Genomic DNA, 13,693 nt, shown 5'->3' with positions numbered 1-13,693 from the left:
ATTAAACAATCTTTTCAGTGAGTTTTGTCTTAGATTCTAAAGTCTCAGTATTAGGGCTTTCTTGATACCCTGCTACAAAGTACTTAAACTGCTCTTTTAGCCATATCACATCATGCTTTTTGGCTCTATGACTCAGTTCGCACAATGTCTCTTCTATATCATCTAATGGGAAGCTGTGCTCCATTGCCTGCATGATGAGCGGATGTTCTGTATTTTCAATATTGTCCTCACCGATGATAAGCTCTTCATAGAGTTTCTCTCCTACCCTCAGCCCCGTAAAGACAATCTCTATATCACCATCAGGATTGTCAGCTGTTTTGGTTTCATGACCACTAAGATGAATCATTCTACGTGCCAAATCGACGATTTTTACCGGTTCACCCATATCAAGGACGAATACCTCACCACCAGTTGCCATTGCCCCAGCTTGTATGACCAAATTCGACGCCTCTGGAATGGTCATAAAATAACGAGTGACATCAGGATGAGTAACCGTGATTGGCTTACCTTCTTCTATTTGCTTGGTAAATACTGGCACGACCGAGCCAGACGAGCCTAATACATTGCCAAAACGCACCATACTAATACGGGTGCTACCGCTAGTCTTACTCAACCCTTGGCAGACCAGCTCAGCCAACCGCTTGGTCGCCCCCATGACATTGGTAGGTCTAACTGCCTTATCGGTAGAGATGAGCACAAAGGTCTCTACATCTGCTGCAATCGCCGCACGCGCGCAGTGATAAGTACCTTTAGTATTATTAATAACACCTTCAAAGGGATTGTGCTCAACTAAAGGCACATGCTTGTAGGCAGCAGCATGATAGACCGTCTTTATGTGATATTGCTCGAATATCCTGACAAGATTGTCCTCATTGGTGACATTGCCAATGACTGCAACGATTTCAATATTCTGATAGCTGCTGTGCATCACTTGTAATGCTATGAGCTCCTGATGGATACTATAAAGCGCGAATTCAGACAACTCATATAGCACAAGACATTTTGGTTCGTTCTTTATTACTTGACGGCACAGCTCGCTACCGATAGAGCCGCCGGCACCAGTCACCAGCACACATTTACCAGTGATATTCTTCTGCAAGAGGTAAGCATCGGGCTCGACCGTCTGCCGATCTAACACGTCTAAAATATCAACCTTACGCATGCTACTAACGGTGACCTTGCCATCAGCAAGCTCTTGTAAACTCGGAAGATCTTGAATTTTGATAGAGATGCTCGACAGCTTATCTATGATTTGTCTTCTACGAGTACGACTAAGAGAGGGAATGGCCAAAAACACCTGCGCTATTTTTAGTCTCTCTACTATGTCCTCAAGTTCATGAGCGGCATAAATCCTTCTTCCTAATAAATACGCACCTGTCAGTTGCCTATCGTCATCAATATAAGCCACGACATTGTATTTATTGGAGTGTCTCAAACCCTCTAGCAAGTCTCTACCAGCTTCCCCCGCGCCATAAATAATGACATTGTCGCAATTATCTTCTAAACGATGCGGTTGACGTCCTCCTTGCCAACGAGTTAATAACTCGCGAATGGTCAGCCTACTATTCCATAGCCATGCAAAAAAGAAGAATAAAAATATAATAGGGACTGAGCGTGGTAGGTTCTGAGAAAGACTTAAAGAAATAATAATTTCATAAACGACAATAAGTAGTATAAATAATAGAGATACTCTACCCATTTCCGCATCAAAAAAGCCTCTAGCGATACCTTTATAAAACCCAATCACATATAAGCCGATGATAGGAATAAGCGCATATAAGCATAAGGCAACTGGACTAATATGATGAGCAATATAACCATGTCGCAATGCCAGCGCCAAGAATAAGCAGATGACTGCTACTACAAAATCGGCAGTTAATAAAATGGCACGCTTAACATGACGCGGTAGTGATAATAAATACTGAGCCGTAAGCTGTAACCATTTTTTTAGGTTACTGCCTGACTGATAAGGATCCATAGACTCTGATTTTATAGACATAACATCCAACTACCTGAAGTGTACTTTTGGAGTCGACAGTGACGAGCTAGCTATTGATTATTGCCATAAGCATAATTATAGTGATAACTGTATTTACTCATCAGACCTTGCTGTACATCGTTGAGAATAATGCCATCTACTTGTATGTTGGATTTAGTCATCTGCTTGACGGCATAAACCAACTGCCCTTCTATTGAATCATCATATCTCGTTACCATTAGTACCTTATCCGCGTACTGTCCTAAGACCATAGCATCTGAGGCTGCCAGCACTGGTGGTGAGTCGATAATAATATAATCATACTGAGACTTTAGCTCTGCCATCAGTTGGCCAAAATTATCATTCATCAGTAGCGACGCCGGATTGTGTGGATGCTTGCCTCGCGGTATAAAATCAATACAATCCATAGCTGTAGGATGAATAAAGTCAGCAATACCTAGGTTAGAGACCGCATTACCTTTTTGGATATTATCTTTTTGAATATTATCGACTTGATTCAGTCGACTGTGGTCTTGCATCAAATAATCAGCTAAGCCATCATATTGACTCATATTAAACATATTATGTAGCCCACCTAAGCGCATATCCGCATCGATGACCAATATCTTTTTGTTCAACTGGGCAAATACCTCTGAAAGGTTAGCCACGATAAAAGACTTACCAACTCCTGGGCTTTCTCCAGTAATTAGTATCACTTTGGCAGATTGAGCCGTTAAACCTTCTTTTGGCATTCCGAACATCAAGTTCGTTCTGAGGCTTTTGATCGCTTCATAGCTCAAACTATTGTGATCGACATGAGCCAGCATTCGATCGGCAGATTTTTTATTTTTACTTAATCTTGACAATAGGGGTGAGCGCGGAATGGTCGCAATCACTGGAATACCAGTCTTGGCCTCTAAACGCTCAGGATCTTTTACTACGTTTCTCAGTAAGTTTTTGAGTAGGACGAGCATAGCTCCTAGCATCGTACCTAAGAGCATTGCTAGTATCATGATTTGCAGTTTCTTAGGCGCGATGGCTTTAAAGGTACTGATTGGTAAATCAATGATACGTGCAAAGCCTATTTGACCTGCTTTGACGATTTTTAGCTGTTCGTAGTTTTTGAGCAGCGTTAGATAGATCTCTCTATTGATCGCCGTATCTTCTGATAACTTTAAGAATTCTCGTTGGATTTCAGGCAAACCAGCAATGGTATTGTCAATCTCCTGCTTTCTATTATTAAGCACGGCAAGTTGTTCATTGATTTGAATGACCAACGGATGCTCTTCAGTATAATAAGTCGTCAGATCCGCTTTTTTAAGTTTAAGCTCGTTCAGTTGCGCGTCGATTTGAGAGTTTTCACCCAATAATAACTCCGCCTCTTTACCGACGTCGATCGTGCCGTATTTTTTACGGAATTCATTAAATATGGCTTCAGATTCTTCTAGCCTTTTCTTTAATGTTGGGATCTGAGTCTCCATAAAGGTAAGCGTTTTGGTGGTTTCTTCAGAACCGCGAGATTGGTTTTGATTGACATAAGATAAAACGATTTCATTCAGCACAGACGTCACTTGCTGCTGGTTTGCACCAGTCATAGACAGCTGAATAATACCGGTTTGCTTGCCTTTCTCTACAACAGATAAAGATTCATTTACAGCATCTGTGGTGGCCTTTACTGACTGTTTAATGATATTGATAGGATAGTCTGTCGCAGGAAGGTCATTTACCGTAATATGGATCTGACCGTCTACGCCCTTGAACTTATGCGGCTGACCAATCTGACCTTTAAACTCATCAAAACCATTGGTTAATACAAATCCCGTAGCAGATCTCGTCAACGTAAAATTTTGGTTTAAATAGGCTTGCGACACGTTAAATTGACTAATCTGTACTTGGCCACTTTCAGTATCTAGTGACACGCCTTCAGCAGTATTAATCTGGGTATCAGTACGATCATTTTTTATTTTATCGATGTACCCTACATTAGGATCAGTGAGCTGGATACGCAGATGTAATAAATTAACGACCGGCTCTAATATCATCCGTGATCTGATGAGCTCTGCCTCTGTCTGGGCCTTACTGGCTTCTGAGCCGACCAGCTCTGATATACTCTCGCCGAGTGCAGCAATACCTTGAGAGTTCTCCTCAATCTGTATCAGCGCATCTGACTTAAAAGTTGGATTGACATAACGGCTATATAGTATTCCTATCAACAGTCCTAATACAGCAAAAAAAACCACGACTTTCCAGCCACGTAGCAACACTAGTAAAAGTGCCATTAAATCAATGTCATCACCCTCTTTGTCACCGTTAGACTTTGATAGGTTCTTTGAATCTGTATTTATCACTATGTATTCACCACTTCGTGTTGGTTGCTTAATAGCAGTCGCTTAATTTTAATCGCTCAGCTAATTTTGTCATTCCATTGCTTAAGGCTTTCGACAATATCTTTCTTTACTGTCTCAAATACGGATTTTTCATGCTGATAAGGATCCATAATATCTTTGTCAATCCAGTGTCCAATCCGAAAGGTCTTACCACGGCAGTGTGGCCAGCGACTTTCAATCCATTTGGTTTGGTTGGTCGACATAGTCAAAATCAGATCAGCAGTTACCACTAGCTCTTCATCAATCTGTTTGGCTATATGGTCAGACATATCTAAACCATCTGCTTTCATAACTTCTTGCGCTTTTGCATCAGCAGAATGTCCAACGACGGCAGACAGGCCAGCAGAATCAATATTTTTCTGCGGAAATTTATCTATCAATAGGGCGGCAGCAATAGGGCTGCGACAGATATTGCCCACACAAACGACCAAAATATTTTCAAACACCATAATGTTTCGTACCTATAACCGTGAAAGCGTATTGATTGCAGAGGTTGATGGTAACAACGAGCTGATCACACGATTCCAACGCGTTAAACCAGTCGGATCAACATAAAGAATATCATTAGGCTGCATCTCAAAGCGATTGGCCAATGCTAAGCTGGTGATGGTCTGCATATCGACATAATAAATATTGGTATACTTATATTCTGGGTTATCACGGACAATATATATTTTAGCGGCATTGGCAGTATTAGAGTCTAGCCCATTCGACTCACCCAGTACGTGCGCTAAGCTCAGCCCTTGTTCAGGGATGGCAACTGGTGCAATTTTGCCAAATTCACCCAATACATAAACTTTATTACGGCTTTGGCTATTCACATGGATAGAGTCGCCATCTTGTAGGTAAATCTGATTGGCAGACAGACCCATTTGACGTAATGACCGCAATCCTAGGTTATAGTTCTTACCTTGGCGATTTAAGACAATATTATTGGAGTCACCAGCTTCTGTAGCACCGCCCGCCATAGAAATTGCGCTATATAAGGAAACCGGCACATCAGCAATAGCAAACTCCCCAGATTGATTGACGTCACCATCGACAAAAAACTTACTGCCCCGATAGTTAACAATTTTGACCTGTGGATCTGAGTATTTAAGATAGCGCTGTAGCTTACTTTGCAACGTCGCCGTGAACTGCGGCACACTCATACCGCTGGCTTTGATACGTCCTATTAAAGGAAACTGAATAAAGCCTTGTTGATCAACCGGAAAGCCCGAAGTATAAGGATTACCACTACTAGCAGCTGCAGAAGGCGTTATATCAGGATAGCCGGTCAGGACGATACTTAGAATATCGCCTTCAGAAATACGATAATCTATCCGTCCCGATGCTTTGACTAGGTTATATAAGTCGCTATCGAGCACTGTGGCTTGCTTAGGCGGTAATGTCGCTACGTTTAATGGCTGAACATTAAAGGTAATACCGTTTTCGGCCACAAAGGCCCCATTAGGCGGCAAATCACCCGCTTGAAGTCCAGAATTGATACTGGTACAGGCTGATAACATACTGACAAGTAGGAAACACGCTACTCTTAATAGACTGTATGACTTGCGACGCATAGAAGAACCTTATAAAACATAGTGATAAATATCAGCTATTAACGATTGAGCAACTTTTGTAATACTACATTAGCAAGAACACACTAAACCATCGTAGTAGAAACAAAAATAAACACCGTTATAATAACACATGAAGTTAGTTATTAGACAGTTGTTACCTAATTTTCTAAAATATATTCAAATATTTGAATATATTTTGTTTTAATAACTAAAGCAATTTTTTAATGACAATCAAGTGCTGCATATATAACACAAATAGCGTAGAATATGCCCTTCAAATTTATACATTGAGAAATGTAAACCCACCGACTCAAGGAATTGATTATGAAAGATGAAAAATTACAGAAAGCCCTCGCCCGTATGGGGCTTGGCTCACGTCGTCAGATGGAAGAAGTCATCAAGTCTGGGCGCGTCACGGTCAATAATGGCCCAGCAACCATCGGTGATCGCGTCGAACCAGGCGATGAGATCCGTGTTGATGGTCGTCAAATTAAATATACGGCTGAAAATGAGAAGCGTCGTCGCGTATTGGCATATTATAAGCCTGAAGGCGAAGTCTGCTCTGCCAACGATCCAGAAGGTCGTCCAACGGTTTTTGAACGTCTGCCAAAGCTAACTCATGATCGCTGGGTCATGGTCGGACGCTTAGACATTAACTCGACCGGTCTATTGTTATTTACCAATGATGGCGAGATGGCGCACCGTTTGATGCATCCATCTAGCGAAGTGACTCGTGAATATGCGGTACGTGTATTGGGCGAAGTTACCCCTGATATCGCCCGTGCGCTGACTTCTGGCGTTATGTTAGAAGATGGCATGGCACAGTTTGAAGACATCAAAGAAGGCGGCGGTGAAGGCGTCAACAAGTGGTATCACGTCAGACTAAAAGAAGGTCGTAATCGTGAAGTACGTCGCCTATTTGAGTCACAAGGTCTCAAAGTCAGCCGTCTATTGCGTACGCGCTACGGCACGATTGTGTTACCAAAAGAGCTGCGTACAGGTCGCTTTTTAGAGCTGGATAAAAAAGACATCAATACTCTAACAGACTTAGTCAGCTTACGCCCACGCCACGGTACTGGTCTGCATGGTGCGGCAAAAGAAAAGCAAGAACGTATCAAAAATAAGCCACTTAAAGCGCGTCGCACCGATACTCGTAGCGATAGCCGTAATAGTAGTGGCAGTGCGAAACCAAAAAGTAGCGGTAGCCCTGCCAGTCGCGGTTCGCGCAATACCCGTGATCGCAACGATAAGCGTTAATCGAAATTTATGTTAAGTCGTTGCACGATTTAGCGTAAACCATAAAAAAGCTGCCCATCATGAATATTCATTATGGGCAGCTTTTTTATGCGTTTTTATAAGCACTTTACCAACTCAGGATTTAGCTACGATGACTATCCATATAACGTGTCATCACTCGTAAGTCTTGTAAATGCTGCGTCTCCTCCTGCGCTAATAATATATCTAGGCGACTCTCAATATTGTTGAATACCTGCTGCAATAACTCATTGGCTTCCGCTTTTTTGCCATTACTCACATTGTTAGTGCTTATATTGTTAGTGCTTATATTGTTAGTGCTTATATCGGCCTTCGTTAGATAATAATAACTGGCAAGCGTCTCAGGCAAGCGAGTATGCAAGAGTTTGTGCAGCACAAACTGCGACTCTGTGAATTCAGGCGTTTTATGTTGCGCTTGCTGCTCTTTTTGATAATTATGATAGCTGTTTACTTTTTCATCAATACCTTTTAATTGACGCAACTGTGGCTCGGATAAAGCTTTCAAATGTGTTTTATTCAATGTTAGCTGTTGCCAATGTATGGTAGATAACAACGCAGATGGTGACAACGTAGATAGTGATAACGGCGCATCATAATCCTGATAAGTGGGCACCCCTGGGGTGATACCGACGGCTTTATGCAACGCTTGCCAGCCTTTTCTACCTAAGTAGAAGGTGGTCACCGTCGTCACAATGCCAATGCCTATCAAGATGCTCATATACGCTTACTCTTCATCTTCATCTTTTAACCATACGACTTTGCCTTTATTTACAGTTTGATATCCTCAGCACTCACCTGTCCGTCATTGGCGCCAGTTGGACTTTCAATTGCTTGGCTTTTCACCTTAGTATCAGCATCACTGACACTATTAACCCTATTAACATTGTTATTGAGCTTTTGAATATCGGTAGTAATAGCAGGATTATTAAAACGTTGTTGTAAATATCGATTGGTCGCCAGTAGCTTTTGGCCGTCTTGATGGTAGGAGGCATTTAATAAATCGTCAAATTGCGTATTGATGGTGCGCAATACGTCTAGTAACGCTTCTTTTCCAGTGACGTTAGAGTGCTTAATCTTAGTGCTATCGGCAAGCGCGCCGTCCCCAACATCTAAATCATGCAAGCGGCGATAGTCAGCCACTGCTTGTGGTACATGCCTGTCCATCAAATTTTGAATCATGATATAGGTTTCATTGACCGTATCTTTATCGTCTATCTTGCCATCATTGTTGGTATCACCATAAATGACCCGCAGCTTCTCCCCTTTTTCATTGATTTGCTCAAGGGCTGTTTTAACCTCAACGGGCAAGCTTTTTTCGGGGATATAACCTAGCTGCGGCATTGCTTTGTATTCAAGCATTTTAGGTGCGGTCACTTTTTTGATACCACGATATCCCAGATATAACCCTGCTACTGGTAACACCCCATATAAAACAAACATCACGAGCATCGCAGTTACTTGGGTCATTGGAGTGTCCTAATGGTTGAATAAAATAATTTAGCAGAATGGTCTAGCAAGTTTATTATTATTTTTAATGATGTTTATAGCAGCCACAGCAAGCAAGGAAAATTTATACCAGTAGCGCGTTATAATACTTGTACTCATTTTATTTGGGACTAACTATAACAAGGAGAACGAGTGCAAGTACTATCGTTCAGCTTTGCGTACGACTTTTGACATAACGATGGGTAGAAGCAAGTTTGTTCATCACCGTTTGGTGTAGCTCGTCTAGCAATTCATCAAGCTCATAATCAATCTCTAAAAACAAATCGGTCAACATATCACCTGCGGTCATCTTTCCTTGCACCATGGTATTTTTGGTACGATGCGGGCTAAAGCGCTGTAGCTGTTCATAATGGTGTAGCGCTTCTGGAATGCTCTCAGATATGAGTTTATCAATGACAAACTGACGCTCGTTATGTTGCTGCTGTTGCTGCTCGTTCAGCTCACTGCTCCACTCACGGTAGCGCTTTAGCTTGCCGTTAATACGGTCTAGTATCGCAACGGCCTCAATAGGCATGGCATTTAGGGTGGCTTCATCGACCACATCAACAAGCTCAGTCATAATCGGACAGCGTCCATGTTTGAGATACCACAAGGTATCGGGGTCAAAAGGTGGTCTATTGGTCGGTCGCATCGCAGCGCGATTGGACAAATAGCGGTCGGTCAGTGGCGTGGGCGAGCGAATGTCATTGACTTGCGATAACGCTTCACAAATACGATCGGCACGCTCAGGAGGCGTCAGTACAGAACGCTGACTGACCGCTTGATTGTTTTTATCATTGTTATCAGTCACCTCTATATCTTGACTGATAGCCGTTGCCTGAGCATTTTTGGCAGCTATGGCTGGCAGGTCATCTTGAGCTTGCCCAAATGACTGTAGCATTCTTGTCAAACTTACGACCATGTTTTACTCTGCCCCTCACCCATTTATTACTCACGCCTACCTACCATACAGCGACGTCTATACAGACAATAAAATATCAGCCGCACTCTCAGTAGTACTTATCGCTCTATACTCAGTTTTTTAATTTTACTACTTCTATTGTGATTTGATGCTATTGCATTCAATAACTCGATGACTTATCTTAACAGTTTTTTAGCCTGCTGCCAGTAAGCAAACGTCAACGTTTTGGTCTTTAATATTAGGGTCTGTTGTACATTCAAATGTGGCACTGGCAGTGGCTATTTTTTAGGGCGTGTCCTCATTTTAAAAATGGTGATAAAAATGAGGTGAATTGCCGTCAAATGAGGAAAATAGCGCAAATAATATCGGGATATTAATCAGCTATTTGACGATGTTTGGCAAGATTTAACCATTTTTAGCCCATTTAGATTGCTATCGGTTGAATTGAGGACACGCCCTAGACAATATGCAGGGAAATTTTGGACACTTAGTCATTCTAAGTTAGAAAATTTCACAATATATTGGCAAAAAATAGTCCTGCCCTGAAAGGCTGATGCTAAAATCGCCCCAAACGTCGTTGTAAACCTCGCTAAGGTCTAGACATTAACGTCGGTATACGCCTGATTTGATAAAAGGTTTGGAACCATTTTAGCGATCAGCAGTCCTAATATTTGAATATTTAACAGATCCCAAGTAAATAGCTATGAATGCGACCGATTACACCTCTGGATTTTTGCTAGGGCTTTCGCTCATCATCGCCATTGGCTCACAGAATGCCTTTGTCCTTAAACAAGGACTCAAACGCGAGCACATCTTTTTTATCTGCCTATTCTGCGCAGTGAGTGATGCGTTTTTAATCTCTGCTGGCGTCGCAGGCTTTGGCGCAGTCACGGCTCAGTACCCGCAGGCCGTCAATATTGCCAAAATTGCTGGCGTCATATTTTTGCTGGCCTATGGCATCCAAAGTCTGTATGCCAGTGTGCGCTTATCACACGCGCTCACTGTCGATGGACAAGTTGTTACCAGCTTAAAAAAAGCCTTATTACTCTGTTTTGGTTTTACTTGGCTCAATCCACACGTCTATCTAGATACCTTGGTACTCGTCGGCATGGTTTCAACAGGCGCAAGTAGCAAACTGGCCTTTGCCGTTGGTGCCGTCAGCGCCTCGTTCTTTTTCTTCTTCGCGCTAGGCTATAGTGCACGCTTACTCAGACCCTTGTTTGCCAAGCCAAAAGCTTGGAACATACTCGATGCCTTGGTAGGGTTATTGATGTTGTATTTGGCTTGGCATTTATACCAGAGCTAATATATTAAAACCAATATGTCAAAGCCGTAAAATAGCTACACAAATACAGATTTTTAGCTTAAAAGATGACACTGCTTCTTTAAAGCAAAAAAGCCAAACACATTGTATAAACGTGTTTGGCTTTTTTAGTTCGCATTTGTTATTTATGAAGCTTTTTTACGCTTTTTAGGTTTAACAAAGGTTAGGTTCAAAAAGTGCTCTAGGGAATCATCAAGGACATCCAGCCAAGGCTCTGGTAGCTCAGGCGATAACGTACCTGTCAACGTAGAACGATAGGCCTTTTCTCTAAAGGTCATGATATTGTCGGCTTTGTCTTTTTGCCATTCCTTTAAGATTTCGCCCTGCTTCTCTACCGCAAACTCTGGGTAATCGGTCGCATTGGTTAAGTCACGAATATAAGCGGCTTGAAAGTCGATCGAATCACTGACTGTCGCACACTTCGCATAAGTTGCCAACCACTCTTGCTCATCTGCTTCACGAGTCGCCAAATCAGGCAATTCGATATCACCCACCATCACATCGCGGGCATACCACGCTTGCGCATCAAACATATTAAAGGTGAAATACTGATCCTGCATACCCAGATAAATAAGCTTTGGATTGGGCTGCCAAAAGATACCTTTATACAAATTGGCTGGATATAAGCAGTTGTGCGTTTGCAAACGTAACTCATCTGGCATAAAGGGGAAGTGAAACAAATAGCCTGTGCACATAATGATGGCGTCGAATTTTTGACTAGTACCATCAGCAAAGTGTGCCACATCATCTTCAAAATGGGTGACTAAAGGCACTTCTTTAATACCTTCTGGCCAGTCATAGCCGAGTGCTTGCGTGCGATAGCTGATAGTAACTGACTTGGTGCCATACTTATAGCACTGGGTGCCAATGTCTTCAGCAGAATAACTGCTGCCAATCAGTAAGATATCTTCATCTTTGAATTCTAAGGCATCGCGGAAGTCATGGGCGTGCAAGATACGACCGGGGAACGCTTCTAATCCTTCGAAGTAAGGCATATTCGGCGTTGAGAAGTGACCGGTCGCTACTACGACGTAATCAAACTCTTCAACTTCTTGCTCACCGCTTTTATGATTCATCACCGTCACGGTGAATTTTTGTGTCTCATCATCGAATGATACCCAACGTACTGGGCATTCAAAACGGATGTACTTTTGAATGTCTTGCTTATCGATGCGCCCCATGATGTAGTCTTTTAAAACTTCACGCGGTGGGTATGAGGGGATCGCTTCACCAAAATGCTCATCAAACGAATAATCGGCAAACTCTAAGCATTCTTTAGGGCCGTTTGACCATAAATAGCGGTACATACTGCCGTGAACGGGTTCACCGTTTCTATCTAATCCAGTACGCCAACTGTAATTCCACATGCCACCGATAGCATTTTGCTTTTCATAACAGATGATCTCAGGTAAATCTGTCGCACCAGCTAAACGAGCCGCTTCAAAGGCTCGTAATTGCGCCAAACCACTTGGACCTGCTCCTAAAATAGCAATTCTTTTGTTACTCAAGATTAACTCCCATAAAAATAATGTATATCTATTATAACATATTTTCATTAATGGCGTTTTTGGCAGTACTTTTGGTAATTAATAATGATTATTGAAGACACAACTACCATTTATAGTGAGTAAAAAGTGATATCGAACCAGCACGTACTACTGATATCCACTTTTGTTGCTTGCTGTGCCTGCGCAGACAAAGACTACAAAACATTGATATCAGCAATACCATCGCTTTTTTAAGATATTTTGACTATAAAAGATAGACTCTATTCAAAGTTTAGTCTTGTAACATTAAGGTGTTCAGTAAATATCGGTTTATCTGGATTAATACTGTTGGAGGGGTTTGCTAAGCGAAGATAGACTGTATATGTGTTACACAGCCTAGAGCGTGTGCTCAATCTGAACGCAAGAGCCTAAATGGCCTGAGAATGATAGTTGAAATGTTGGAAATGAGATGTCGAAAAAATAAGTAATTAGACTAAATCGGGAAATAAGGTGCGCAGTCCACTGACAATAATTTCGATAGAGACCGCAGCCAGTAGCATCCCCATGATTCGGCTCATAATATTAAGCCCAGTATCACCCAATAGACGGCTTATACGACCTGCTGCCATCAATGCCAAATAACAAAAGAGACTGATTAATAAGCCGGCGATTAATACCGCTGATACCCGCAAAATACCAGAAACTTGTGAAGAATAAATAATAACTGTAGAGATACCACCCGGTCCAATCATCATAGGGATCGCCAATGGCACTACTGCAGCAGCCATCGTCGGCGGCGAGTCTTGTACATGATCGACATCGAAGTTTTCTTGGTCAGGCTTAACGGGATTCCCGTCGCCATTCATCATATTCAAGGCAATCAAAAATACCAATATACCGCCCGCCAGCTGGAACGAGCCGATAGAGATACCCAAGGCTTTTAGTAGCGTCTCACCTGCTATCGTAAAAAAGCTGATGGTAATAAAAATAGTCAAGCAAGCAACGCGTGCCACTTTGCGGCGATTATTCATTGAATAACCACGAGTCAAGTCCAAAAATAACGTCAAGGCGCTAAACGGATTGATCAATACCACAAAAGCTAAGATAATTTTGATGATTTCAGTATTCACTGAGCGCTCGCTTGTCTATCGATAAAACTTGGGCAAAAAGATAAGGCCATCGTGCGAGTGCAACGATGACCCAATAGGCGGTTAGCAGTGGCATTGTAGCATAGGCAGATAAGCTAATTAAATCATTAACTTTGCTTACCTTT

11 protein-coding genes are annotated in these 13,693 nt (G+C 42.1%); 2 read left to right on the top strand and 9 right to left on the bottom strand.

The features are described 5' to 3' along the window. Nucleotide 1: 1 nt before the first annotated feature. Genes HQR03_RS05305 through HQR03_RS05290 form a run of 4 tightly spaced genes read right to left on the bottom strand, consistent with a single transcriptional unit; the run spans nucleotide 2 to nucleotide 5,927 of the window. Complete coding sequence (locus HQR03_RS05305) at nucleotides 2-1,999, bottom strand: polysaccharide biosynthesis protein (protein ID WP_173239422.1); 1,998 nt, start codon at nucleotides 1,997-1,999, stop codon at nucleotides 2-4. 50 nt (nucleotides 2,000-2,049) lie between these two features. Further along, nucleotides 2,050-4,326 (bottom strand): GNVR domain-containing protein, encoded by a 2,277-nt coding sequence (locus HQR03_RS14335; RefSeq protein WP_336217801.1) that lies wholly within the window; start codon nucleotides 4,324-4,326, stop codon nucleotides 2,050-2,052. Nucleotides 4,327-4,382: 56 nt separating this feature from the next. After that, on the bottom strand, nucleotides 4,383-4,814 hold the full coding sequence (locus tag HQR03_RS05295) for a low molecular weight protein-tyrosine-phosphatase (protein WP_173239421.1): 432 nt from the start codon (nucleotides 4,812-4,814) through the stop codon (nucleotides 4,383-4,385). 12 nt (nucleotides 4,815-4,826) lie between these two features. Next, on the bottom strand, nucleotides 4,827-5,927 hold the full coding sequence (locus tag HQR03_RS05290; RefSeq protein WP_173239420.1) for a polysaccharide biosynthesis/export family protein: 1,101 nt from the start codon (nucleotides 5,925-5,927) through the stop codon (nucleotides 4,827-4,829). Between the two features lie 324 nt (nucleotides 5,928-6,251). Between HQR03_RS05290 and rluB the strand changes: the two genes are divergently transcribed. Next, the gene (rluB, locus tag HQR03_RS05285; protein ID WP_025653136.1) at nucleotides 6,252-7,184 is read left to right on the top strand and encodes a 23S rRNA pseudouridine(2605) synthase RluB; all 933 of its coding nucleotides are present in this window, start codon (nucleotides 6,252-6,254) and stop codon (nucleotides 7,182-7,184) included. 121 nt (nucleotides 7,185-7,305) lie between these two features. Here rluB and HQR03_RS05280 read toward each other — a convergent pair whose 3' ends face one another. The 3 genes from HQR03_RS05280 to HQR03_RS05270 all read right to left on the bottom strand — a co-directional run bounded on the left by HQR03_RS05280 (nucleotide 7,306) and on the right by HQR03_RS05270 (nucleotide 9,588). Then, entirely contained in the window at nucleotides 7,306-7,920 is a 615-nt protein-coding gene (locus HQR03_RS05280) for a hypothetical protein (protein WP_173239419.1), read from the bottom strand. 50 nt (nucleotides 7,921-7,970) lie between these two features. After that, the gene (locus HQR03_RS05275; RefSeq protein ID WP_173239418.1) at nucleotides 7,971-8,669 is read right to left on the bottom strand and encodes a hypothetical protein; all 699 of its coding nucleotides are present in this window, start codon (nucleotides 8,667-8,669) and stop codon (nucleotides 7,971-7,973) included. Nucleotides 8,670-8,856: 187 nt separating this feature from the next. After that, complete coding sequence (locus HQR03_RS05270) at nucleotides 8,857-9,588, bottom strand: hypothetical protein (RefSeq protein WP_101211550.1); 732 nt, start codon at nucleotides 9,586-9,588, stop codon at nucleotides 8,857-8,859. Between the two features lie 724 nt (nucleotides 9,589-10,312). Between HQR03_RS05270 and HQR03_RS05265 the strand changes: the two genes are divergently transcribed. Continuing rightward, nucleotides 10,313-10,915 (top strand): LysE/ArgO family amino acid transporter, encoded by a 603-nt coding sequence (locus HQR03_RS05265; protein WP_173239417.1) that lies wholly within the window; start codon nucleotides 10,313-10,315, stop codon nucleotides 10,913-10,915. 143 nt (nucleotides 10,916-11,058) lie between these two features. Here HQR03_RS05265 and HQR03_RS05260 read toward each other — a convergent pair whose 3' ends face one another. Together HQR03_RS05260 and HQR03_RS05255 are read right to left on the bottom strand one after the other, a co-directional pair. Further along, nucleotides 11,059-12,441: an NAD(P)-binding domain-containing protein gene (locus HQR03_RS05260; RefSeq protein ID WP_025653131.1), complete on the bottom strand. Its 1,383-nt coding sequence runs from the start codon at nucleotides 12,439-12,441 to the stop codon at nucleotides 11,059-11,061. Between the two features lie 467 nt (nucleotides 12,442-12,908). Next, entirely contained in the window at nucleotides 12,909-13,550 is a 642-nt protein-coding gene (locus HQR03_RS05255) for a MarC family protein (RefSeq protein WP_025653130.1), read from the bottom strand. Between the last annotated feature and the right edge of the window lie 143 nt (nucleotides 13,551-13,693).

It is taken from the genome of Psychrobacter okhotskensis, assembly GCF_013248965.1.
Classification (GTDB): Bacteria; Pseudomonadota; Gammaproteobacteria; order Pseudomonadales; family Moraxellaceae; genus Psychrobacter; species Psychrobacter okhotskensis.
This window is presented reverse-complemented; position numbering and strand designations above follow the sequence as displayed.

Excerpts from the sequence above, each read along its gene's own strand:
- HQR03_RS05280 (WP_173239419.1), bottom strand. The coding sequence starts at position 7,920 with ATGAGCATCTTGATAGGCATTGGCATTGTGACGACGGTGACCACCTTC.
- HQR03_RS05275 (WP_173239418.1), bottom strand. The coding sequence starts at position 8,669 with ATGACCCAAGTAACTGCGATGCTCGTGATGTTTGTTTTATATGGGGTG.
- HQR03_RS05265 (WP_173239417.1), top strand. The coding sequence starts at position 10,313 with ATGAATGCGACCGATTACACCTCTGGATTTTTGCTAGGGCTTTCGCTC.
- HQR03_RS05305 (WP_173239422.1), bottom strand. The coding sequence starts at position 1,999 with ATGTCTATAAAATCAGAGTCTATGGATCCTTATCAGTCAGGCAGTAAC.
- HQR03_RS05270 (WP_101211550.1), bottom strand. The coding sequence starts at position 9,588 with ATGCTACAGTCATTTGGGCAAGCTCAAGATGACCTGCCAGCCATAGCT.
- rluB (WP_025653136.1), top strand. The coding sequence starts at position 6,252 with ATGAAAGATGAAAAATTACAGAAAGCCCTCGCCCGTATGGGGCTTGGC.
- HQR03_RS05295 (WP_173239421.1), bottom strand. The coding sequence starts at position 4,814 with ATGGTGTTTGAAAATATTTTGGTCGTTTGTGTGGGCAATATCTGTCGC.
- HQR03_RS05290 (WP_173239420.1), bottom strand. The coding sequence starts at position 5,927 with ATGCGTCGCAAGTCATACAGTCTATTAAGAGTAGCGTGTTTCCTACTT.